Source organism: Enterococcus sp. AMC2644, from assembly GCF_058216475.1.
Map to the genome: position 1 here is coordinate 2,309,142 of NZ_CM177095.1, position 22,051 is coordinate 2,331,192.

The 22,051-nt window shown below is 34.6% G+C and carries 19 protein-coding genes, 1 other RNA gene and 1 other annotated feature; of the genes, 14 read left to right on the forward strand and 6 right to left on the reverse strand.

The genetic code is table 11. The features are described from left to right. Positions 1-36: 36 nt before the first annotated feature. Positions 37-1,857 carry a heavy metal translocating P-type ATPase gene (locus AC4BC5_RS11290; RefSeq protein WP_490495488.1) on the reverse strand — a complete coding sequence of 607 codons (1,821 nt, stop codon included), beginning with the start codon at positions 1,855-1,857 and terminating at the stop codon, positions 37-39. A gap of 521 nt (positions 1,858-2,378) precedes the next feature. Here AC4BC5_RS11290 and AC4BC5_RS11295 point away from each other — a divergent pair. Beyond that, positions 2,379-4,352, forward strand: coding sequence for an alpha-amylase family glycosyl hydrolase (locus tag AC4BC5_RS11295; RefSeq protein ID WP_490495489.1), 1,974 nt, complete (start codon positions 2,379-2,381; stop codon positions 4,350-4,352). Between the two features lie 54 nt (positions 4,353-4,406). Here AC4BC5_RS11295 and AC4BC5_RS11300 read toward each other — a convergent pair whose 3' ends face one another. Beyond that, on the reverse strand, positions 4,407-4,715 hold the full coding sequence (locus AC4BC5_RS11300; protein WP_490495490.1) for a hypothetical protein: 309 nt from the start codon (positions 4,713-4,715) through the stop codon (positions 4,407-4,409). Between the two features lie 266 nt (positions 4,716-4,981). Here AC4BC5_RS11300 and AC4BC5_RS11305 point away from each other — a divergent pair, with 266 nt between their 5' ends. Then, positions 4,982-6,301: an IS1380 family transposase gene (locus AC4BC5_RS11305; RefSeq protein ID WP_003140845.1), complete on the forward strand. Its 1,320-nt coding sequence runs from the start codon at positions 4,982-4,984 to the stop codon at positions 6,299-6,301. A gap of 185 nt (positions 6,302-6,486) precedes the next feature. Here the strand turns inward: AC4BC5_RS11305 and AC4BC5_RS11310 are convergent, their stop codons facing one another. Continuing rightward, complete coding sequence (locus AC4BC5_RS11310; RefSeq protein WP_490495491.1) at positions 6,487-7,332, reverse strand: AraC family transcriptional regulator; 846 nt, start codon at positions 7,330-7,332, stop codon at positions 6,487-6,489. Positions 7,333-7,438: 106 nt separating this feature from the next. On the opposite strand from AC4BC5_RS11310, the gene AC4BC5_RS11315 reads away from it, so the two are divergent. The 4 genes from AC4BC5_RS11315 (at position 7,439) to AC4BC5_RS11330 (ending at position 11,580) form a co-directional block, all read left to right on the forward strand. After that, entirely contained in the window at positions 7,439-8,323 is an 885-nt protein-coding gene (locus AC4BC5_RS11315; RefSeq protein WP_490497544.1) for a DMT family transporter, read from the forward strand. Positions 8,324-8,626: 303 nt separating this feature from the next. Further along, on the forward strand, positions 8,627-9,814 hold the full coding sequence (gene tuf / locus AC4BC5_RS11320; RefSeq protein ID WP_490495492.1) for an elongation factor Tu: 1,188 nt from the start codon (positions 8,627-8,629) through the stop codon (positions 9,812-9,814). A gap of 323 nt (positions 9,815-10,137) precedes the next feature. Next, on the forward strand, positions 10,138-11,076 hold the full coding sequence (locus AC4BC5_RS11325; protein ID WP_490495493.1) for a VIT1/CCC1 transporter family protein: 939 nt from the start codon (positions 10,138-10,140) through the stop codon (positions 11,074-11,076). A 69-nt stretch (positions 11,077-11,145) separates the two neighbouring features. Next, positions 11,146-11,191: a sequence feature (sodium ion sensor (DUF1646 type); this cis-regulatory element may regulate processes involved in with the transportation of sodium ions), on the forward strand. A gap of 56 nt (positions 11,192-11,247) precedes the next feature. After that, positions 11,248-11,580 (forward strand): cation-transporting P-type ATPase, encoded by a 333-nt coding sequence (locus AC4BC5_RS11330; protein ID WP_490495494.1) that lies wholly within the window; start codon positions 11,248-11,250, stop codon positions 11,578-11,580. Between the two features lie 355 nt (positions 11,581-11,935). On the opposite strand, the gene trmD is transcribed toward AC4BC5_RS11330, so the two are convergent. Together trmD and rimM are read right to left on the reverse strand one after the other, a co-directional pair. Beyond that, positions 11,936-12,673, reverse strand: coding sequence for a tRNA (guanosine(37)-N1)-methyltransferase TrmD (gene trmD / locus AC4BC5_RS11335; RefSeq protein WP_490497545.1), 738 nt, complete (start codon positions 12,671-12,673; stop codon positions 11,936-11,938). Then, a complete protein-coding gene (gene rimM, locus AC4BC5_RS11340; protein WP_490495495.1) occupies positions 12,663-13,187 on the reverse strand; it encodes a ribosome maturation factor RimM in 525 nt (174 codons plus the stop codon). Before rimM ends, trmD begins: the two co-directional genes overlap by 11 nt. Before the next feature lie 114 nt (positions 13,188-13,301). Here rimM and AC4BC5_RS11345 point away from each other — a divergent pair, with 114 nt between their 5' ends. From AC4BC5_RS11345 to AC4BC5_RS11365, 5 genes are all read left to right on the forward strand, one after another. Then, positions 13,302-13,988 (forward strand): response regulator transcription factor, encoded by a 687-nt coding sequence (locus AC4BC5_RS11345; protein ID WP_490495496.1) that lies wholly within the window; start codon positions 13,302-13,304, stop codon positions 13,986-13,988. Beyond that, a complete protein-coding gene (locus AC4BC5_RS11350) occupies positions 13,985-14,971 on the forward strand; it encodes a sensor histidine kinase (RefSeq protein ID WP_490495497.1) in 987 nt (328 codons plus the stop codon). Before AC4BC5_RS11345 ends, AC4BC5_RS11350 begins: the two co-directional genes overlap by 4 nt. A 91-nt stretch (positions 14,972-15,062) precedes the next feature. After that, the gene (locus tag AC4BC5_RS11355) at positions 15,063-15,824 is read left to right on the forward strand and encodes an ABC transporter ATP-binding protein (protein WP_490495498.1); all 762 of its coding nucleotides are present in this window, start codon (positions 15,063-15,065) and stop codon (positions 15,822-15,824) included. A 1-nt stretch (position 15,825) separates the two neighbouring features. Further along, a complete protein-coding gene (locus AC4BC5_RS11360; protein ID WP_490495499.1) occupies positions 15,826-17,838 on the forward strand; it encodes an FtsX-like permease family protein in 2,013 nt (670 codons plus the stop codon). A 63-nt stretch (positions 17,839-17,901) separates the two neighbouring features. Next, the gene (locus AC4BC5_RS11365; RefSeq protein ID WP_490495500.1) at positions 17,902-18,336 is read left to right on the forward strand and encodes a universal stress protein; all 435 of its coding nucleotides are present in this window, start codon (positions 17,902-17,904) and stop codon (positions 18,334-18,336) included. Positions 18,337-18,387: 51 nt separating this feature from the next. On the opposite strand, the gene AC4BC5_RS11370 is transcribed toward AC4BC5_RS11365, so the two are convergent. Beyond that, positions 18,388-19,794, reverse strand: coding sequence for a peptidoglycan DD-metalloendopeptidase family protein (locus AC4BC5_RS11370; protein ID WP_490495501.1), 1,407 nt, complete (start codon positions 19,792-19,794; stop codon positions 18,388-18,390). 194 nt (positions 19,795-19,988) lie between these two features. Between AC4BC5_RS11370 and AC4BC5_RS11375 the strand changes: the two genes are divergently transcribed. The 3 genes from AC4BC5_RS11375 (at position 19,989) to ssrA (ending at position 21,983) form a co-directional block, all read left to right on the forward strand. Then, the gene (locus AC4BC5_RS11375; RefSeq protein WP_490495502.1) at positions 19,989-20,651 is read left to right on the forward strand and encodes a winged helix-turn-helix domain-containing protein; all 663 of its coding nucleotides are present in this window, start codon (positions 19,989-19,991) and stop codon (positions 20,649-20,651) included. Between the two features lie 12 nt (positions 20,652-20,663). After that, on the forward strand, positions 20,664-21,128 hold the full coding sequence (locus AC4BC5_RS11380; protein ID WP_490495503.1) for a GAF domain-containing protein: 465 nt from the start codon (positions 20,664-20,666) through the stop codon (positions 21,126-21,128). Positions 21,129-21,616: 488 nt separating this feature from the next. After that, positions 21,617-21,983: a transfer-messenger RNA gene (gene ssrA / locus AC4BC5_RS11385) on the forward strand. Positions 21,984-22,051 lie beyond the last annotated feature (68 nt).

A 22,051-nucleotide genomic window follows, 5' to 3' on the forward strand; every position in this document is an offset into this window, starting at 1 on the left:
TTTTTTTGTCTGCATAATTAATTTTGGGAAAGGTCTCTAATAATCTACATTTTTAAGTAAACGTAATCCATTGAGAATAACTAAAATCGTACTGCCTTCATGTCCAATGACTGCTAGTGGAATGGTTAAAATTTGTAAAGTATTAATTGTAATTAATAATAGAATAATTGAGATACTAAAAATAATATTTTGCTTGATGATTTGTTTCATTTTTTTCGATAATTTATGGGTATAAATCAATTTTGCTAAATTATTTTCGAGAATCACAACATCAGCAATATCCATCGCTATATCTGTTCCTTCGCCCATTGCAATACCAATAGTCGCAGTAGCTAGTGCAGGCGCATCGTTCACGCCGTCACCTAACATCGCATTTTTTCCAAATTTTTGTTTTTGTTCTTTTAAAAAATTAACTTTATCTGCTGGTAATAATTCGGAGTGATATTCAGCAATGTCAATTTCATGGACAATAGTTTTTGCAGTATGTCGGTTATCACCAGTTAGCATTAGTGTATGGACATTTACTTCATTAAAATACTGAATGACTTCTTTTGCACTTTTATTTAAGGTATCTAAAAGAGCGATTGTTCCTATAAATTGTTGGTTACATTCAACATAAATGACCGTTTTTCCTTGCATTTTCCATTCTTGAATCAGAGGGATATCTTCGTAAGAACCGACTTTTTTTCCGATATAATATGTTTTGCCATCAATCACACTTTGAATGCCTTTCGCTGTTAATTCTTCAACTAGCAATTGTTTTTTAGGATGATTTGGCCAATGGTTAACGATTGCTTTTGCTAGAGGATGTGTACTTTTTTCTTCTAAACCAATGACAATCGGAATGATTTCCTCTTCAGAAATAGTCCAAAAAGTATCTGTAACATCTGGCTTACCATTCGTTAATGTGCCAGTTTTGTCAAAAGCAATACTTCTAATTTCTGCTAGTTCTTCTAAATAGGTTCCTCCTTTAAATAAAACACCATGGCGAGCACCATTACTAATGGCACTTAATAGAGCTGGAGTACTACTAGCAACCAAGGCACATGGACTAGCAACAACTAATAAATTTACCCCTCGATAAAGGCTCTCATTCCATGACCAATTTAGACCAAAATGAAAAATTAAAATAGCTAAAGGAACACCAAAGAGAATGAACATGACATAGCGATTTTCAATTTTTTGAATAAACGTTTCGGTTTTCGTTTGACTATTTTGTGCCTCCGCTACTAATTGAATAATTTTTGCAAAGACGGTTTCAGATTTATTTTTATTTACTTCAACAATTAATTCATTTCCTAAATTAATCGTGCCACCAAAGACATCATCATTTTTACTTTTTAAACGAGGGAGGCTTTCACCATTGACGATAGATTCATCTATCTCAGAAGCTCCTTGTAAAATACGTGCGTCGGTAGGAATATTTTCACCTTTAAAAACTGCTAGACGGTCACCAATCGCTAATTGATCAATATCTACCATTTTATACTCGCCATTGTGAAGAAGTTTTCGTCCAACTTTTGGTTGCCGATTTATCAAATGATTAATGGCATGAGCACTTTTGTCTGTTGCGTATTCTTCCATCAAATGACTCAAACTAAATATAAAAATGAGGAGTGCACCTTCCCGCCAGTCGCCAATCATTCCTGCACTAATTGCAGCAATAATCATTAATAAATCAACATTGAAATGCTTCTCTTTCACCAATTCTTGTAAACCTTCAATAGTTATTTCTAATCCTCCAAAAATAATGCCCATAAGATAAATAATCCAACTACCATCCCAATTCATGAAGTCCGCTATTAAACCAGCTATTAGACTGAGAGTACAGGTAATTGTTCCTAATAATGTCAACATAGTTATATCCCCCTTCGTAAACAAAATAGCACTACGATAATTATTTAGGAATCGGAATCCCTTAATTGATAAAGAGAATCGTTTCATAATTTATACTATAGTTCCGGGTTTGTTTACTTTTAAGAAGTTAGAGTGTGGTATGATAAGCTTAGAATAGAAGGTATAAGTTAAAATTTTTTATTTGGAAATTATTATCAAATAATAAAGGTAACTGAATATGACGAGTGGCTTTCTAATGTTGCAGATAGATAGTAACTAATTGATAAAAGATTGCAAAATAAGAGATATATGAAAATAATTTTCGAAAACGAATTGCGGATAAGTACAGTGAGAATAAATGATGTTGTATTGAGTTTATACGAAAAATTATTTTTGTATTCGTACTGGTGAAAATGAGAAGGAGAACCTGTATTGCTGAAATCTTGATGAATGAAGGGAGCGGGATTAATTATTCGAATAAATCATGTATAAAATAAGCAGAGTCTTCTTTTCAAAAGTCGAATTAAATAGGAGGTATTAACATGATTAGCGAAAAAATTTTAGAAGTCGATCCATTTTTAAAACCTTATATTTCAGATATTCGTTTGAGAAGTCAGAATTATTTAGATACAAAAAAGCGACTGCTCACAACAGAAAAAAGTCTTTCCAATTTTGCGAATGGTCATCATTATTTCGGGTTTCATAAACAAGAAGAGGGGTGGTTATATCGAGAGTGGGCACCAAATGCAAAGAAAATTGCACTGATGGGTGACTTTAATCAATGGAGCCGTACTAGCCATTTATTAAAAAAAATTGATAATGGTATTTGGGAAATTCAGCTTACAGAAAAAGATAAGCTGATACATGGTTCTAAAGTCCGCATTGAAATTACGACAGAAAATGACTCATTTGAGCGTATTCCGACTTATTGTAAGCGAGTAGTACAAAAGAAAGAGACGGTGGATTTTGATGGGGAAGTTTGGGAACCATCGAAACTTTTTGAGTGGACTGATAAAAATTTTAAAAGAAATCCTGAAGAACCCGTTTTAATTTATGAAAGTCACGTGGGAATGGCTGGAATTAAAGAAGGAATTTCAACGTTTATGGAGTATATTGAAAACGTTTTACCTAGAGTGAAGCAACTAGGATATAACACCATCCAATTGATGGCGGTCGCTGAACATCCATATTATGGTTCATTTGGTTATCAAGTATCCAATTTTTTTGCAGTTTCTTCTAAATTTGGCACGCCAGAAGATTTAAAATTATTAATTAATACTGCTCATAGTATGGGTATCGGCGTATTGTTAGACATTGTTCATTCACATTCTGCGACAAATGTAGTTGAAGGGCTTGCAGCATTCGATGGCACAGAAACACAATTTTTCCATGAAGGTTCTCGCGGTCTTCATCCTGAATGGGGATCAAAATTATTTAACTATGGAAAAACAGAAGTCATTCATTTTCTATTGTCGAATGTTAAATATTGGCTAGAAGAATATCATTTCGATGGTTTTCGCTTTGATGCTGTGACATCAATGCTTTATCATCACCATGGTTTAGGGGTCGCTTTTGATCACTATGATAAGTATTTTTCTACCAATACAGATACCGAAGCTGTAACATATTTACAATTAGCAGCAGAAGTTGCCAAAGAAGTTAATCCAGATTGTATTTTAATTGCGGAAGACATGAGTGGTATGCCAGGAATGTGCTTACCAATTGAAATCGGCGGTATTGGTTTTGATTATCGTTTGGGAATGGGCATTCCAGATTTTTGGATTAAAACATTAGAAAATGTTTCAGACTATGATTGGAATTTAGGTGAAGTTTGGCATGAATTGCTACAAAGACGTCCACAAGAAAAAGTCATTGGTTATTGTGAATCACACGATCAGGCATTGGTAGGAGACAAAACAATCATGTTTCGCTTGGCAGATCAAGAAATGTATTGGAAGATGGATGTTTTCTCACAAAGTGATCTTATTGATCGGGCAATTGCACTGCACAAAATGATTCGTTTAATTACGTGTACCTGTGCAGGTGAGGGCTATTTAAATTTTATGGGAAATGAATTTGGTCACCCAGAATGGATTGATTTTCCAAGTCCTGAAAATAATTGGAGTTATACAAAAGCCAGAAGACGTTGGGATTTAGCAGAAGATACCAACCTAAGATATCGTTTCTTACAAAATTTTGACCATGCAATGATTGAGTTAGTAAAAGAAACTAATTTATTAGCAAAACCCTCCAAGTTATTATTCCATCATGAAGACAAAAAATTATTAGCTTACCAAAAGGGAAATAGTGTCTTTATTTATAATTTTCATCCGGTAGAACAGCATATGGTTAGTTTGCAAGTTGATGGCACAAAGGCTAAATTAGTGTTACATTCTGACTGGCAAGATTTTGGTGGTTACTTAGATCAGGAAAATGAGCAAAAACCTTCAGTAAGCTCAAACACACAATTTAGTGTTTCAATTAACAGACGTTCCGTAGCAGTATATCAAATTTGATTATGAAGCCGAACAACTTTAAAGCAAGCTTTGCTTTAAAAGTGTTCGGTTTAATTATGTTCGACTATTGCTTTCTATTTGTTCTAATACTACTTCGGCATTCAAACTAACATAAGAATCAATTGTAAAGTTCATCATTTTTATAGCTTTAGGGACTCGTCTTAGAAGAAGATGATTGAGAGAAATTACTGGATCAACTAATACAATTTGTTCATTTGTAAAGCGATATTTTTCTAAGGATTCTAATTTTATAACGATCACTTCCAGTGTATCGTGGCTCATTAATAGGACATTGCGCGCTAAAATTTTAACAACACTTCCTGAAAGAGAAGAATGGTCCACAAACAATACTTTTTTAGTCAAATTTATTCAGCTCCACTATAGTTTTATTATTTAATTAAGTATATTAATTAAATAGAGATTTGTAAATAGCTAATAAAAAAACTACACCTAAATTTTGGAGTAGTTTAATAGCCTGAATAATTCATACTTTGACTTCAAACCGTCTGAAACTGCCTAACGGCAGTCTTCATTTACTTTTTCATTTTCACCTGTTAAGTGATGCAAAAAGAACCCCATTCTGATATGGTAAAGGTGTCGAAACCAACCATAAGAAAGGAGTTCTTCTCATGACTAGCTTACACAAAAACCAGGTAAAATTCAATTCAAATTTGACTATTTCACATACAGGTGGTCGCTTATCGAGTGATTCGGGTTTGGTCTTAGTTAAAGAGGTGATGAATACCTTCGACTTTTCACACGTAGCTAAACAGTGGCTCCATATTAAAGACAAACGTGTTTACTTCACACATGATAACTTAGCGATATTAGAACAACTCATTATGCAGTTAATTGCTGGGTACTCGGCAGACTCATCAGCTAATCTATTAAGACAGGATCCAGTCTTTCAAGCTGTACTCGGTAAAAAAGAGTTGGCCTCACAATCGTCAATCTCACGGTTTTTAGATCGTTTCACCGAGGAGAACATGGATCAACTCCAAGCATTAAATCAGTCGCTGATTGATAAAGCGCGTTTGATTCGCAATGACACCGAGTTAATCATTGATGTCGATTCCACACATTCGGATACCTTTGGACGCCAAGAACAAACAGATTATAATGCCCATTATCAAACCTACGGCTATCACCCATTAGTTGCATTTGACGGATTGACCGGAGATTTCCTAAAAGCTGAACTGCGTTCAGGCAATCAGTACACGTCTAAAGGGGTAAAAGCCTTTATCGACCCGCTGTTACACCACTACAAGAGCACGTTACCTCATACCGAGATATTGGTTCGGGGTGACAGCGGCTTCGCCACACCAGAGGTGTATGAATCTTGTGAAGCAACTGAAAGCCAGTACGTTATCCGATTAAAGAGCAATCGGAGGTTAAGTCAGTTAGCTGAACACTCTGTTCTTTATGGGGATAATAAAAAATGGGAAGACCGAGAAATACAGTATTTTTCACTCCCTTATCAAGCACAATCCTGGTCAAAACCCCGTCGCGTTTGTATTCGATCAATCCGTGAAGCAGGAGAGCTTCTTTTTCACCACGCATTCATTGTGACGAATCTATCCGATAATGTCTCGCCTGAAGTCATATTCTCTCTTTACGGCAAGCGTGGAACAATGGAAAATTTCATCAAAGAAGCGAAATCAGGCTTTTATTTTGACAAAACAGATAGTCCGCGTTTCCTGGAAAATCATGTCAGAATGATGATCAGTGTCCTGGCTTACAACCTCGTCAATTTTTTAAAGACCATTGGATTTGAACAAGTGAATCGGGGGATGACGATTCATTCTATACGATTGACATTGCTTAAAGTTGCCGGAAAACTCGTTAAAACAGGTAGACAAGTCTATCTCAAACTGTCGAGTTATCATGTGTATCAAACTGAATTTTATAAGGTTTTTGAACGCCTACGGCGATCTAGGCAATGGATTTAGGCTAGTTATCGTAAAAATTTTTAACCTATTTTTCCAAGGGATCAGTCTGCCCTTAAATAGACAAATAATTTTTATTATAGCCTTCTTCCGTATATATCCTGTTCGAAAACACATTATTTTGGAAGAATGTATCTGCCTAATTTAAATATAGGCACTTTGTTCAAAAAAATAGCTTAAATTTAGAGCTATGAATTATTCAGGTAATAGATAAATTGTTTACGAAATTTAAGCGGCGTACAATGATATTTTTGTTTGAATTTGGTAATGAAGTAGCTAATGTTATTAAAACCTACAAAGTAACAAATTTCTGAAATAGAATGATCGGTCGTTTGCAATAGTTTTTTTGCTTTATTTAAGCGAAAATCAATTAAATAATTGATTGGTGAAAGTTGTGTGTATTGATTGAATAATGCAGTACATTTATTTTTGTTAATGGGGATTGACTGAGCAATATCGCTAACTGAAAGTTGTTGTTGGTAGTTTGCATGTACAAAGTTAAGTAATTCATAGATATACAACGGGCTTTTTTCAAAATAGGTAGTGCTTGTTTGAACTTGTGACAATAGACCCAATAATAATTCAAAGACACTTAGATAGTTGATTTCGGTTGTTGACAAGATTATTTTTTTTAAAATAGTTTCTTGCCTAGTAGTCAAATGAATAGACGTGAAGATAAAATTAGGGTTCTGTTGAATCATAGCTAGTACTTTTTGATAAAATAACTCATTAATAAGAAATGGAGAGAAATCAATGCAAAGATATTCCACTTTATCAGTAAGTGGTTTTGCACTATGTAACTTTGAACTATTAATTAGAATACCTGACGAAGCGGATAAGGAAATTGTGCTGGTTTCGATAGAATAGTTAAGTGTACCATCAATAACCCAAATAAATTGAAATTCTTCGTGCCAATGAGGCATAATGGTATCTTTTTGTTGTTGATTTAACGTTCGATGATAAATTGCTAGTGGGAAATCATCAGTTACATGTTGAGTGATTTCATTTTGTGATTCGTTAATTTCAAAATACATTTTTTTGCTCCTTACAGAATAATGATAAAAATAGCTAGAATATTGAAAGATTTATAGATGTATGAAAACTATAATAATATAATACAAAAAAGAAATAAAGAGGGGGATACTTATCAAAACTAGAGGAATTCTGTCTGCCTGTGGAGCAGCAAGCTTATGGGCAATTTCGGGTATTTCAGGGCAATTGTTATTTGATCAATTTCATTTTTCAGCAAGCTGGTTAGTGTCCACTCGATTATTCATTGCAGGTCTAGTTTTATTAACAATTGACTTGTTTAGAAATAAGTACAAAATATTTCAACCATTTGCCAATAAAAAAGATGTTGTTGAATTACTTGCTTTTTCTATTTTAGGTATGTTTTTAGTTCAATTTACGTACTTTAAAACTATCGAATTAAGTAATGCTTCGTTTGCAACAATCGTCCAATATACAGGTCCTTTTTTTGTCGTTCTATACGAGTCCTTAAAAGCAAAAAAATGGCCATCGTTAATAACTATTTTTTTGATGGGAAACACTTTACTTGGTGTAACTTTAATTGCCACAAAAGGCAATCTATTAAATTTATTTACTTCTACTAATTCGTTATTGTGGGGAATTTTGTCAGCAATTGCCTTAGCGTTTTATTCCATTCAACCAAGAGCTTTGTTACGAAAATATGGTAGTTTTACGATTGTAGGTTGGGGGATGCTTTTAGGAAGTATAGTGGCTAATAGCTTTCATCCAATGTGGCGAGTAGATGGCATGATAACGTTGGACTCGTTAGTGCAAATTTTAATAGTTGTTATTTTTGGGACAGCAGTTGCTTATCTAATTTATTTATCCAGTTTAAAGTTTATTTCTTCTTCGTTGGCGAGTATCTTAACTGCATTTGAACCCATTTTAGCTACAATTATTTCTATTTTATTTTTTCATTTAGCCTTTTCATGGGTAGAAGTTATGGGCTTTATTTTTGTGTTAGTCTCTATTTTATTTTTACAGAAGCGAGTTTAAAAGGAACTAGAATGTGATTTTCTAGTTCCTTTTTTTACAGATAGTTTCAGTTCAATTGATTTATTAGAAAACTAGCACTTCTTTTAATTGTAGTAATTAAATAAATTAGAGACTTGATAATGGACAAATTGTAACAATAATAGTGAAAGAAATGAACAGTCGGGTTTCTCAAGCACTTCAATTGACTTTGACCAATTTTGACGTATAATAAGTTTAGATTTAAAACTTACATAAAGTAAGCTTTGGGTCTGTCAGTCGAAATCTAAAATAGTTTTCGATAAATTTTTATAGGAGGTTTGTAAAATGGCAAAACAACATTATGACAGAAGTAAACCACATGTTAATATCGGAACAATCGGACACGTCGATCATGGGAAAACGACTTTGACGGCTGCAATCACTACAGTATTAGGAAAACAAGGCCTAGCAAACCCGCAAGATTATGGTAGCATTGATGCAGCACCTGAAGAACGCGAACGTGGGATTACAATTAATACAGCACATGTTGAATATGAAACGCAAGCAAGACACTATGCTCATATCGATGCTCCAGGGCATGCAGACTATGTAAAAAATATGATTACAGGTGCCGCACAAATGGATGGTGCAATCCTGGTCGTTTCTGCAACAGATGGTCCAATGCCTCAAACACGTGAACATATTTTGCTTTCACGTCAAGTTGGAGTAAAACATTTAATCGTCTTTTTGAATAAGATTGATTTAGTTGATGATGACGAATTGATTGATTTAGTAGAAATGGAAATTCGTGAATTACTTACAGAATATAATTTTCCTGGTGATGACATCCCAGTTATCAAAGGTTCTGCCTTATTAGCTTTGGAAGGTGATCCACAAGCTGAGGCAGCAATTATGGAATTGATGGATGCTGTAGATCAATTTATTCCAACACCAGATCGTGAAAATGATAAACCATTTTTGCTACCAGTTGAAGATGTTTTTTCAATTACTGGTAGAGGAACAGTGGCATCAGGCAGAATTGAACGTGGGACAGTTTCTGTTGGTGATGAAGTAGAGATTATCGGTATCAAAAATGAAACCAAAAAAGCAATAGTAACAGGAATTGAAATGTTTCGTAAAACTTTGGATTATGGCGAAGCAGGAGATAATGTGGGGATTCTATTACGTGGGGTTACTCGCGATGAAATCGAGCGTGGACAAGTATTAGCTAAACCAGGTTCTATTACACCACATACGCAATTTAAAGCGGAGATTTATGTGTTAACTAAAGAAGAGGGTGGTCGTCATACGCCATTCTTTAATAACTACCGCCCACAATTTTACTTCCGTACAACAGATGTAACCGGAACGATTCAATTACCAGAAGAAGTTGAAATGGTTATGCCTGGTGATAATGTAACAATTGATGTTGAGTTAATTCACCCTATTGCGGTTGAACAAGGAACGACATTTTCTATTCGTGAAGGTGGACGAACTGTTGGTTCAGGAATGGTTACAGAAATTAAAAAATAATCAAAATTCACTAGATTTTTTAGGGAATGCTGAAAAATAACAACTACTCTTTTACTGGTGTTGAATGTGAATTCTTAAAACTAGTTGAAAAGAAGTTGATTATGAGAAAAGCTCCTCTTTACAATTAGTTCTATAAAACTAAGTGGCAGTAATAAAAGTCCTGATTTTCGGAAAATTGAAAATCAGGACTTTTTTAGTAACTCCATTTTTCTAAGAATCCCAGCTTTTAACGATTGAAAACGCATTATTTGACACAAGTTTGATACTCCGCTAGACTTTTAAGTAACATTTTTTAAGAAAGTGTTGCAAAAGGAGGAGAAAAAATGGAAAGACCGTATGTAAAATCATTAGAAAAAATTGCTATCCAATTAGGGTTATCCTTAGATAAACCAACGGCAACAATCTATGGTATCATGAATGGCTATCAACTTTGTTTGACTCCATTCAACGAGACATATCGTTTCACATTGAAGTTCTCACTGAAACAAGCAGATAAATTACCAGATGTTAATTTATTAAAAGAAGTTGTCACAGAATCAAAAAATATTGTTGAGTGTAAAGTGCAAGGGCATCAAGTTTTTTATATATTAAAAACTGGGATGACTGCGAATAAAAGTAGTGAAAAGTTACAAACTATTTTAGCATTGATTACGCAATTTCTAACTACACATCATTTTCAAAATTGTTGCCAAAATTGTCATGCAGATGGCGAAGCAATTTATAATGTAGCTGGAACCCCAGCGATTTGTTGTGAAGCATGTTTTAAAGAATACTCTGAAACATTACATGCGAATGAACAAGCAGAAAAGCAGAAGAAAGAAAATCTTACAGCTGGAATAATTGGCGCTTTTTTAGGTAGCGTAGTTGGGGTAATTGCAATTATCGTGTTAGGACAGTTAGGCTATGTAGCGGCGTTATCTGGAATTATCTTAGCCATTTGCTCGTTAAAAGGGTATGGATTACTTGGTGGAAAGTTAAGTAAACAAGGCATTATTATCAGCAGCATTCTGATGGTTATTATGGTTTATGTTGGAATGCGTTTGGACTGGTCTATTAGCGTTGCCAGTTATTATCCTGAAGCGGACGTTTTCACTGCTTTCCGAATCTTGCCACAGCTACTACGTGAAGGCTATTTAGAAACGAATGCGTATTATGGTAATCTTGCGATGCTGTATCTGTTCACAGCGTTGGGTGCTATTCCGACCATTTTAAATGTTTTACGTAATCGCAAGTTAAGTAGTGAAAGTTACAAATTAAGTTAAGGCAAGAAATAAAAAAGATAGACAGAAAAATTATTTTTTGTTATTCTAAGAGAAATAAATAACTATACAGGTTGGGCGCAAGCTTTCAAGACAAATCCCCCAAGGGTGAGGGGGAGTCTTGTTAGCTTGCGCTTTTTTGTATTGTTTAAGTGAATGGAAAGGATGTCAGAGATGCAAATTTATCAAGAAACAACAGAAAAAATAATGGAAAAGTATGAGGTGAATCAACAAAAAGGATTATCTGATCAACAAGTTTTGTTCCAACGAGAAATATATGGCGAAAATCGTTTGCCTGAGGAGCAAGCAGCACCTTATTGGAAAATTTTTTTGAAAAACTTCAAAGAACCAATTGTGATTGTTTTAATGGGAGCGGTTCTGTTATCGTTAGTCAGTGCTTTTTATGCGATTCAGGTTAAAGGTGATTTTTCACATGGGGCGGAATCGTTATATGAAGCAGCAGCTGTTTTTATTTTAAAAGAGGTCTTTCATATAAAAATTTGGTAGAAGCAGAAAACAACATAGGTCTATTGTGAAACTATGAAGATACTTGATTCGATAGACTAGTGATTTGTATAGTTTTATGACTCTAGAGATATTTTTCTAATGTTTGTTTTGTAATTGAAAGTTGAATTAAAAAAATTGTTAATGAAGCTTTTGATTCATGAATTAAGCAGAATTAATAGGTAGCTTATTAAAAAAGTGAAAGAGGGATCAATGAATGAACGATTAAAAGAAAAAGCGGATAGACGTCTCTTTGTATCTAGAATATCATTCATTCCTAATAATAAAATTTGACGAATATAGAGATGAAATAGCAAAAAACTCTTTTGCGAGTAGTATTTATCGCAAAAGAGTTTTTTTATTGTTCTTCTTTTTGAATTTCTGTTAGAATTTTTTTCATTTGATCAGTCAAATCTAACTTCTCTAACATGTCTGGACGACGTAAATAGGTTCGACGTAGGGATTCTTTTAATTGCCATTCTTCTATTAATTTGTGGTTGCCATTCATTAAAACAGCAGGAACATCCATCTCGTTAAATGAAGCAGGACGTGTGTATTGAGGATGTTCTAATAGACCAGTTGAATGTGAGTCTGTTTGAGCAGAAATATTATTACCTAAGACATCGGGTAATAAACGAACAGTAGCGTCAATCATTACCATGGCACCTAATTCACCACCAGTTAAAACGTAATCACCTAAGGAAACTTCGTCTGTAACAAGAGAGCGAATGCGTTCATCATAGCCTTCATAATGTCCGCAAATAAATACAAGATGTTCTTCTTCTGAAAACTCTTCAGCCATCGCTTGATTGAATGGTTTCCCAGCTGGATCAAGTAAAATGACGCGTTTTTTAGTCGTGGGTGCTTCTTGTTCGATGGCTTTAATGTTGTCATAGATTGGCTGAACTTTTAACAACATACCCGCACCGCCACCGTAAGGATAATCATCAACGGTTTGATGTTTATTATCCGAATAGTCACGGAAATTGGAAACATTCATTTCCAGTAATCCTTTTTCACGCGCCTTACCGATAATTGATTCACCCATGGGGCCTTCAAACATTCTTGGAAAAAGTGTTAAGACATCAATCCGCATCATCCAACAACCCTTCTGGAATTTCTACATGAACTTCATTAGACTCTAAATCAATTTCCTTGACCACTGATTCGATGTATGGAATTAAAGCATCTTTTTGCCCTTTACGTTGAACGACCCAAACATCATTCGCACCCGGAGATAAAATTTCTTTGATTTTTCCAAGCAAATTACCTTGCTCATCGATGACGTCTAAACCGATAATTTCATAGTAATAATATTCATTTTCTTCTAAGTCTGTTAAGAATTCTTCCGCTACTTTTAGAATACCATCGCGAAATGGTTCTACATCATTAATGTTGGGGTAGTCATTGAAGGTTAACAAGTCAAAATTTTTATGTTTACGATGGCTAGCTACAGTTAAATCTAAGGGGTCTTTACCTTTGCGGAACAAAGTTAGTTTTGCCCCTTTTTTATAACGTTGATCTGGGAAATCGGTTTGTGAAATTACCCGCACTTCACCACGAATCCCATGAGTATTGACGATCTTACCGACATTTAAATATTCAGTCACTTTTTTTCCTCATTTCTTTTAAAGTCCTACTTATTTTAGCATGGTTAGCCATTGAATTCTAGATTTCTTACTTTGAACTTTTATGTTATAACTAAAAAGAAGGAGATTAACTGTATGAAAAAAACAATTTATTTAATTGAAGATGATGAAACGATTGTGACGGTTGTGAAAAAACATTTGGAAAATTGGGATTATTATGTTACGTCACCGCATAATTTTCAAGAGATAGTGGCAGAATTTCAAACTATTACCCCGGATTTAATTTTGCTAGATATTTCGTTGCCGTATTTTAATGGTTTTTATTGGTGCCAAGAAATCCGCAAGTTTTCAGAAGTACCGATTATCTTCTTATCATCTGCAGAAGAGAAAATGAATCAAATTATGGCAATGAATATGGGGGCGGACGATTTTATTGCAAAGCCTTTTGATTTAGGGGTTTTAGTAGCTAAAATCCAAGCGCTTTTACGCCGTAGCTATCAATATGGACAAGCTGTTTTAACCTATTCACTGGCACATGTGACGTTCAATCCCTTAGAAAACCAATTGAAATCTGCTACTGAGTTAGTGACATTATCACCGACTGAAACACGAATTTTAGCAGCTTTAATGCAAAAACAAGGAGACATTGTTCCGCGTGAAGAAATTATTCAAGCGTTATGGAATAGTGATGAATTTATTGATAACAATACGCTGGCTGTCAATATGACGCGTTTACGTAAAAAGTTACAAAGTATTGGTATCGAAAATGTGATTCAAACAGTTAAAAATCGCGGGTATGTGATTGAAAAGGAGTTTAAATGAAACTGATTGGGAGCTATTTGAAAGAAAATTTGAAGGTTTATGTGATGTATGGACTGTTTACAGGGTTAACTTTGGCAACGATTTATTTATATGAGCTACCATTTGATTTGTTTTTAGATGTATTTTTATTTTTGACGTTTATTTTAGTGGTGTATTCTTTGATTGAGGGGTATCGTTATCGCCAAAAAATCAAGCAATTACAGCATCTTCAAGAACATCCGCTAACTTTACAGAGTCTGGCGTTTTTTCCGCAAGCAAGGCAGAAAAATGAAAAAATTTATCAAGAATTATTGCGAAGACTTCTTCAAGAAAAAGAAGTACAACAACAACAATTTTTCGAACAGCAAGAAGTATTTTTAGAAGATTTTGGTTTGTGGATACACCAAATTAAAACACCCATTGCAGCTTTAGATTTACTTGTACAAACTACCGAGAGAGATCGGAAGTTAATGAAGAATGAGTTGTTTAAAATCAATGAATGTTTACAATTGATGTTAAATTACTTGCGACAAAATTTAAACCATGAAGATTTAGTAATCGAAAAAGTCCAATTAGAGCCAATTGTCAAAGAAGTGTTAAAAAAATATGCTATTTTCTTTTCTCAAAAAAACTTGCGACTAGTACTAAAAGGGTTGAATGTAGCAGTTTACACCGATCGAAAGTGGCTCGTGTTCATCTTAGAACAACTAATATTTAATGCCATTAAGTATACAGAAAATGGCGAAATTGCAATTTTTTGGGAAGACCAGTTAATCATCTCGGATACAGGAATAGGTATACGTCCCGAAGATGTTCCGAGAGTATTTGAAAAAGGCTATACAGGTTATAATGGTCGTGAACAGCAACGTGCTAGTGGTTTAGGTTTATATTTATGCACAATGGTGGCTGAAAAAATTGGGCTAACTTTGTCACTGACTTCTGAGGTTGGAAAAGGGACAAAATTAATCATCGATTTTCCAATTGAACAAGACTTTAGCGAATAATCCAAACTTACTGAACTGTAAGCTTGGATTTCTTTTTGTAAGTAGTGAAATCAAACAACTAAAGGTATGATAAATAAAAAGGGGGAGCATAATGTCACGCTTATTAACAGTAAAAAATGTGAAAAAAACCTATCAAAGCCGTTTGAATGGTCAACCAGTTGAAGCACTACGTCAAATGAATTTTACAGTGGAACAAGGCGAATACGTAGCAATTATGGGAGAATCTGGTTCAGGAAAAAGTACCTTACTTAATTTAATTGCAACGTTAGATAAACCAACAGCAGGTTTAATTCAACTTGAGCAAATGAACTTAAGTGAAATTCCAGAAAAAGACGCAGCCCATTTTCGTCGTGAACATTTGGGATTCGTTTTTCAAGATTTTAACTTATTAGAAAATTTTTCTGTCAAAGATAATATTTTGTTACCTTTAGTCTTATCACGTATGTCCTATTCTAATATGCAAACACGATTAAGTTCGGTTACTACTGCTTTAGGAATTGATACTTTAATAGAGAAATATCCGTATGAATTATCTGGTGGTCAGCAACAGCGAGTAGCGATTGCACGGGCTATCATTACACAACCAAAATTACTTTTGGCTGATGAACCAACAGGTGCCTTAGACTCAAAAACATCTAGCCAATTGTTGCAAGTATTTGAACGTTTGAATGGCAATGGTCAGACTATTTTAATGGTCACGCATAGTTCTTTAGCTGCTAGTCACGCAAATCGAGTTCTTTTTGTTAAGGATGGTCAAGTTTTTCATCAGCTATATCGTGGTGAAAAAGACAATCAACAATTTTTTGAGACGATTGCAGAAACGATGACTGCTTTATTGGCAAAGGGGGGATAAAATGTTTTTTGCGAAATTAAGTTGGCAAAACATCCGTAAGAATCTTCCAATCTATTTGCCATTTTTGATAGCAATGACTCTAATGGTAGCAATTAATACGACGATTTATTTATTAGTCCACAATGCTGGTATGGATACTCTCACAGAAAGTGGGGGCGTACGCTACGCTTTTTATCTTGGGCAAGTAGTAATTGTCGTGTTTACTTGGATTTTTGCCATTTACGCTAATCAATTTTTGATGAAACAACGGACACGTGAACTGGGTCTCTTTCATATTTTAGGATTAGGAAAACAAGAGTTATATCAAGTTGTTTTTTGGGAAGCTATTTATGGATTATTACTTTCTTTGCTTGGCGGTCTGCTGACAGGATTTGTATTATTTAAATTTACAGCACTCGTTTTAGTAAAAATGTTAGACATTGGTAAAGTCTTTACGACACAAATGACAATGGCTAGTATCGTTACCATTTCCTTAGAATTTTTATTTATTTTTGGTGTCTTATTTGGATTAAATTGTCGTCAAGTTTATCGAACGAATCCTATTGAATTATTGACAAGTGATAAAAAAGGTGAGAAAGAACCGAAAGCGCGAATCATTATGACAGTGCTTGGTGGCATTTCTTTGGCCATTGGTTATGGCATTGCGCTGAGTATTCATTCGCCAATGCAAGCAATGTTTTTATTTTTAATTGCTGTCTTACTGGTTGTTTTGGGGACGTATTTATTATTTATTGGAGGAAGCATTACTTTACTGAAATTTCTAAAAAAAAGACCTCAAATTTATTATCGACCACGTTCGTTTATTGCAATTTCAGGGATGATTTATCGTATGAAGCAACATGCGGCAGGATTAGCAAGTATTTGCATTTTGTCAACCATGGCGTTAATTACGATTGCGATGACTGCTAGTTTATATTTTGGACGACAAGCGGAATTGGATGCAGAATATGTATACGATGTTACCTTCACTCCTTCAGTAAAAACGACTAAAGTTCAAGATGCAACCTATGAATTAGCAAAAAGAATGGATATACAAATTACCGACTCGTTCAATATAAAAACGTTTCAGTCATTGCCTTATGGACAGAAAAATGGTGAATTAATAGGGATAAGTGACTCAGACTCAAGTCTTGGTGGCGTTGCTGACCTTATTTCAGCGACGTATTATCGTTTTATTATTATTGATGAATACAATCGTGTAACTAATTCGAGCTATACATTGAAAACGGATGAAGTGATTATTGATCAGTTGGATCATGTAATAAAAGGAAAAGAAATTCATTTTAAAGATAGTCGATCCTTTAATATAATCAAAAATACCAATCAATTAGCTCCAGTGTTTCAAGAAGTTGCTTTACCAACGGTGTTGCTTGTTTTTAGCAATGAAGAGCAAATCGAACAGGTACTAAAAGAGACTTTCTCTGAAATAAATGAGGATAGAAGAGCTATCGAAAAGGAGTATCGTTGGTCGTTTAATTTTGTAGAAAATGAGCAGAAGCAACGCCTAAAATTCGTTGAAAATTTCTCAAATATCATTCGAAAAAATAGCTTTAATTACCAACAATCGTATTCCTATGGGTTGAAGATGAAAGATTTAGCAGTTGAAAGCACACGTATATTTGATGGTAGTTTCTTTTTTATTGGATTACTGTTAAGCATTGTATTTATGCTAGCAACTACGTTAATTATTTATTTTAAACAAATTTCAGAAGGCTTAGAAGATCGCCGCCGTTTTGTTATTATGCAAAAAATTGGAATGAGTCAGCAAGAAGTTAAAAAGACCATTCATCAACAAGTCATTATGGTTTTTTGCTTACCTTTAGTAGTAGCACTAAGTCATTTAGTATTTGCTTTTCCAATGATGAAACAACTACTTGTATTATTTGAAATTACTCAAGTTAATACCTTTATTAAAGCTACCCTAAGTGTTGCTAGCTGTTTTGTTTTCCTTTATATAGTTGTGTACTTGTTAACAGCAAAAATCTATTATCACCTCGTTGAACGAGAAATTTAATTACCATGAGTTTTGCTTGTTTGAAACGAGAGTGTTATAATAAAGGAAAAGGAGGCGCTTACAATGTTAGAAACTTATAAAAATTTATTAGTTGCTGTAGATGGTTCCGCCAAATCAGAAAAGGCATTTGATGAAGCAGTTGCAATTGCTAAACGTAATCATTCAACGGTCTACTTAGCATGGATTATTAATGATGTTGAGTTGACAACAAGTGCATACGCGTTTTCCAAATTATTACAAGACGAAAAAGCTTTTGTTGAAGATTTCATGGAGAAAAAAGTTGAAGAAGTAAAAGCTGATGGAATCGATGACGTACATGTAGTAATTGAAGTTGGGTCACCCAAGCGTAAAATTGCTGTAGATATTCCAGAAGAATACGATATTGATTTAATTATCATGGGTTCCACTGGTAAAGGCGCAATTTCGCAAGCTTTAATTGGCTCAACAACGGCATTTGTTGTTAATCATGCGGTTTGTAATGTCATGGTTGTTAAATAAGCATAAAAAAGAACGAGCAAAATTTTTGCTCGTTCTTTTTGCTGTGTATTATTAGGCTCCAATGAATGGTGCAGGATTTACAAAACCTGACCAAATACCTGTTCCAATACCAAAGTGTAGATGAACACCAGTGGAATTACCTGTTGTTCCCATACCACCGACAGTTGCGCCTTGACTAACTGCTTGTCCATTGGCAACACCGATACTACTTAAATGCAAGTAGTGAGAGAAATAACCATCACCATGGTCAATAATGACATAGTTTCCGCCACTTGGATCAAAACCAGTTTGCACAACTGTTCCAGATTTTGCTGCAAAAATTGGGGTACCTGATGAACCAACCAAATCAATGCCATTATGGAATTCTGTTCCTGGACCTGTTGGGTTCGCACGCATACCGAATGGACTTGAAACAGAAATACTACTTACTGGTGATGTCCAACCAGATGAATTTGAAGAGGATGAAGAAGGTGCCTCAACTTTGTCTTCTACAGCTTGCTCAGTGGCTACTTCTTCAACCACAGGTGTTTCCTGACGTTCAACTTTTGTTTCAGTAACAGGTGTTGTCACTTCTAGATTTTTACGATCTACTTTAGTTGTGGCTACATTGGGTTCAGAGGCTTTCACTTCTGCTTGCGTTGCTGCTTGTTCAGCGTTAACTTCTGCAGCTTGTTCTTGTGCTTGGCGTTCTGCTTCAGCTGCAAGGGCTTCTTCTTGAACCTTTTTACGAGCTGCTTCTTCACGAGCACGTTGCTCAGCTAAGGCTTTTAGCTGTTCTTGACGTTTACGTTCGGCTTCCTCTTTTTGTTTTACAAATTTTTGTTTTTGTTCTTTTTCAGTAGTTACTGACACTTGAATTTCTTGAATCGCTACTTCTTGATCTAATTGAGCTTCAACTAATTCTTGCTGCTTTTCATGCAGTTCAGCACTTTTTTCTTCAATTATACGTATACGTTCTTCGGATTCAATTGATAATTCTTCTAAACGTTCTTTATCTTTTTGTTGCTCTTGTAAAATTTCATTATTAGCATCCACAATAGTGTTTAATGCTAGGGCGCGTCCAAAAGCTTCATTGATTGATTCAGAATTGAGAATAGCTGATAGAAAACCATCTGTATTATGGTTAACTTGCACATCACGAGCCTGTTCTTTCAACTTGTCATCTCGTTGCGCAATCACTTCTTTCAAATCCGCAATCTCTGCATTTATTTCATTTAGGCGTTGTTCTTCTTTCAATTTGGAAGCTAAAACATCGTCTATTTCTTGCTCAATTTGATCAATGCGTGTTTGAATTTCTTGTAATTTTTTCTCTGCATTTTGTTGATCTTTTTCTAGAGCTTCAATTTTTTGATCTTGTTCTTGAATTTTTGCATCAAATTCATCTGCTACAGCAAGAGCAGGACCAGCCAGTAAAACAGCTAGTAAGGTAAGTGATGCGACTTTTTTTAACTTAATCATAGATAACCTCACACTTTTTTTAATGTTCACTTTATCCAATATAATGAAAGAATGTGAGTTTTGTGTGAGGGAATGACAATTTGTTAAAAAAATCTTTAATTTTAATCTAATTGAAATAATCCTAAACGATTTGACACAATCTGTTATTTGGAAAAAACATTCTGCATTGTATAATGTGGGAGAGGTGAGATATAATGAATATACAATTACTATCGCATCAACCAGAAAGCTATCAGACCTATGTACAATGGTTAAAAAGCGAATTACCATTTGTAACCTGTACGCTTTCTGATAAAATTGAAAAAAACCAAGATTTAATTTTTGTGTTTCCAGACCAATTTAAACGTTTTGAATGGCGATTAATTTCGGAAGAAGCTAAAGAAAAGACCTGGTATATCTTTTTTGATGATTCATTAACGAGTGAAGAACGTTGCCAATTACTAAATGAAGGAATGGACCTAATTTGGGAATTTTCGATGAAAAAAAATGAATGGATTGCGCGTATTAAAGCAATCTTTCGTTTAATTGAACGTTATCGTTTACCCGAAGCATTAAGTTTTAATGAAGACGAATTAATTTTGCAAACAGAAACTCAACAAGTTTATGTTGAACGAGATGAAGTTTTATTGACAGCTTCTGAATATCAGTTATTGTTACAGTTTATGCAACATCCTAATCGAATTTATTCACGTGATGAGTTGTTAGTGTTATTAAACAATCAAAGGGGAACTCATCGAGCAATCGATACCCACATAAAAAATTTACGTCGGAAAATTGCATTAAAAGGCAGAAATTTCGAGTATATTCGGACTGTCCATGGACGCGGTTATCGTTTCCAATATCAATTAGATGACTAAGGAGTGAAACTTTTGGATAAAGAGAAAAAACGTCAAGCGTATGAATTGTTGTTAGCTCAACAAAAGGGATTATTAGAAGCAGAAACGAATTGGATTGCTAGTCTATCGAATTCTTCTGCCATCTTAAATGAAACATTAGAAAATACCGTGTTTGCTGGTTACTATTTATTTGAAGAAGGCGAACTAATTTTAGGCCCTTTTCAAGGTAGAGTGTCTTGTACGCGAATTAAATTAGGCAAAGGTGTCTGTGGCGAATCTGCTGAAAAACAAATAACATTGATTGTCGATAATGTGAAGGAGCATGAGAATTATATTTCTTGTGACTCTGCAGCAATGTCTGAAATTGTGGTTCCAATGATCAAAGATGGAGAATTGATTGGCGTACTAGACATTGATAGTGGTCAAACTCATAGCTATGATGCCATTGATCGTGAGTTTTTAGAAAAATATGTCGAATTAATCTTAAGTATTAAATAGGTTTTTAATATCGAACGACCTTAAAAACACTTAAATGTAAGAGAATGGCTATATCTCTTATGTTCAGGTGTTTTTTGTTTGGATACAAACGGAGGACACGTCTCTTTTAGATAATGACTAAGTGATTCAACCAATTACTGTTTCTTTCCCGTATAAAAAAATCCCCTAACTAAGACTTATTGTTTCTTTGTCCTAGTTAAGGGAGTATATCAGTGAATCTGTTTTGTTTTATTTTCCATTACCTGAGAGAATCCCGTATAACCAATCAAAAGGTGCAAAGAATAGTTCTTCCATAATCTCGTCCTCCTTTTTATATAAAAAATAGTAGCATGAAAAACGATTACAGCCAGATGAGTTTTGTTACATTTTGTGAAATTTTACGTCAATTGTAACAAAGGAGGATTAGTCAAGACTGGTCAAAACATTTTAGTTGAAATCAATTTTAGTTATGTTATACTAATATTCGGTAGCAATACCCCCTTTATAAGGGGGGCGTTACGGATTCGACAGGCATAGTTCGAACTTGAATTGCGTTTCGTAGGTTACGTCTACGTAAAAACGTTACAGTTAAATATAACTGCTAAAAACAATAACTCTTACGCTTTAGCTGCCTAAAAACAGTTAGCGTAGATCCTCCCGGCATCGCCCATGTGCTCGGGTCAGGGTCCTATTCTAAGTGGGATACGCTAAATTTTTCCGTCTGTAAAATTTAGAAGAGACTATCAGACTAGCAACATAGATAGCCTGTCACTCGGCGATTTATTGAGCGAATCTCTTAAATAGAACTGACTATGAGCGTAGATTTTTGAGTGGCGATATGTTTGGACGCGGGTTCGACTCCCGCCGCCTCCATATGGCTAAAAAGCTTCAAACCTTTGATAATCAATGGTTTGAAGCTTTTTTTTATATTCATTATCGGCAAG

What these genes read in the sequence shown, in the direction of transcription:
- AC4BC5_RS11370 (WP_490495501.1), bottom strand. Translation starts at nt 19,794, where the DNA reads ATGATTAAGTTAAAAAAAGTCGCATCACTTACCTTACTAGCTGTTTTA.
- trmD (WP_490497545.1), bottom strand. Translation starts at nt 12,673, where the DNA reads ATGCGGATTGATGTCTTAACACTTTTTCCAAGAATGTTTGAAGGCCCC.
- AC4BC5_RS11325 (WP_490495493.1), top strand. Translation starts at nt 10,138, where the DNA reads ATGGAAAGACCGTATGTAAAATCATTAGAAAAAATTGCTATCCAATTA.
- AC4BC5_RS11355 (WP_490495498.1), top strand. Translation starts at nt 15,063, where the DNA reads ATGTCACGCTTATTAACAGTAAAAAATGTGAAAAAAACCTATCAAAGC.
- AC4BC5_RS11365 (WP_490495500.1), top strand. Translation starts at nt 17,902, where the DNA reads ATGTTAGAAACTTATAAAAATTTATTAGTTGCTGTAGATGGTTCCGCC.
- AC4BC5_RS11375 (WP_490495502.1), top strand. Translation starts at nt 19,989, where the DNA reads ATGAATATACAATTACTATCGCATCAACCAGAAAGCTATCAGACCTAT.
- AC4BC5_RS11310 (WP_490495491.1), bottom strand. Translation starts at nt 7,332, where the DNA reads ATGTATTTTGAAATTAACGAATCACAAAATGAAATCACTCAACATGTA.
- AC4BC5_RS11350 (WP_490495497.1), top strand. Translation starts at nt 13,985, where the DNA reads ATGAAACTGATTGGGAGCTATTTGAAAGAAAATTTGAAGGTTTATGTG.
- AC4BC5_RS11295 (WP_490495489.1), top strand. Translation starts at nt 2,379, where the DNA reads ATGATTAGCGAAAAAATTTTAGAAGTCGATCCATTTTTAAAACCTTAT.
- AC4BC5_RS11345 (WP_490495496.1), top strand. Translation starts at nt 13,302, where the DNA reads ATGAAAAAAACAATTTATTTAATTGAAGATGATGAAACGATTGTGACG.
- AC4BC5_RS11305 (WP_003140845.1), top strand. Translation starts at nt 4,982, where the DNA reads ATGACTAGCTTACACAAAAACCAGGTAAAATTCAATTCAAATTTGACT.
- AC4BC5_RS11290 (WP_490495488.1), bottom strand. Translation starts at nt 1,857, where the DNA reads ATGTTGACATTATTAGGAACAATTACCTGTACTCTCAGTCTAATAGCT.
- tuf (WP_490495492.1), top strand. Translation starts at nt 8,627, where the DNA reads ATGGCAAAACAACATTATGACAGAAGTAAACCACATGTTAATATCGGA.
- AC4BC5_RS11360 (WP_490495499.1), top strand. Translation starts at nt 15,826, where the DNA reads ATGTTTTTTGCGAAATTAAGTTGGCAAAACATCCGTAAGAATCTTCCA.
- AC4BC5_RS11330 (WP_490495494.1), top strand. Translation starts at nt 11,248, where the DNA reads ATGCAAATTTATCAAGAAACAACAGAAAAAATAATGGAAAAGTATGAG.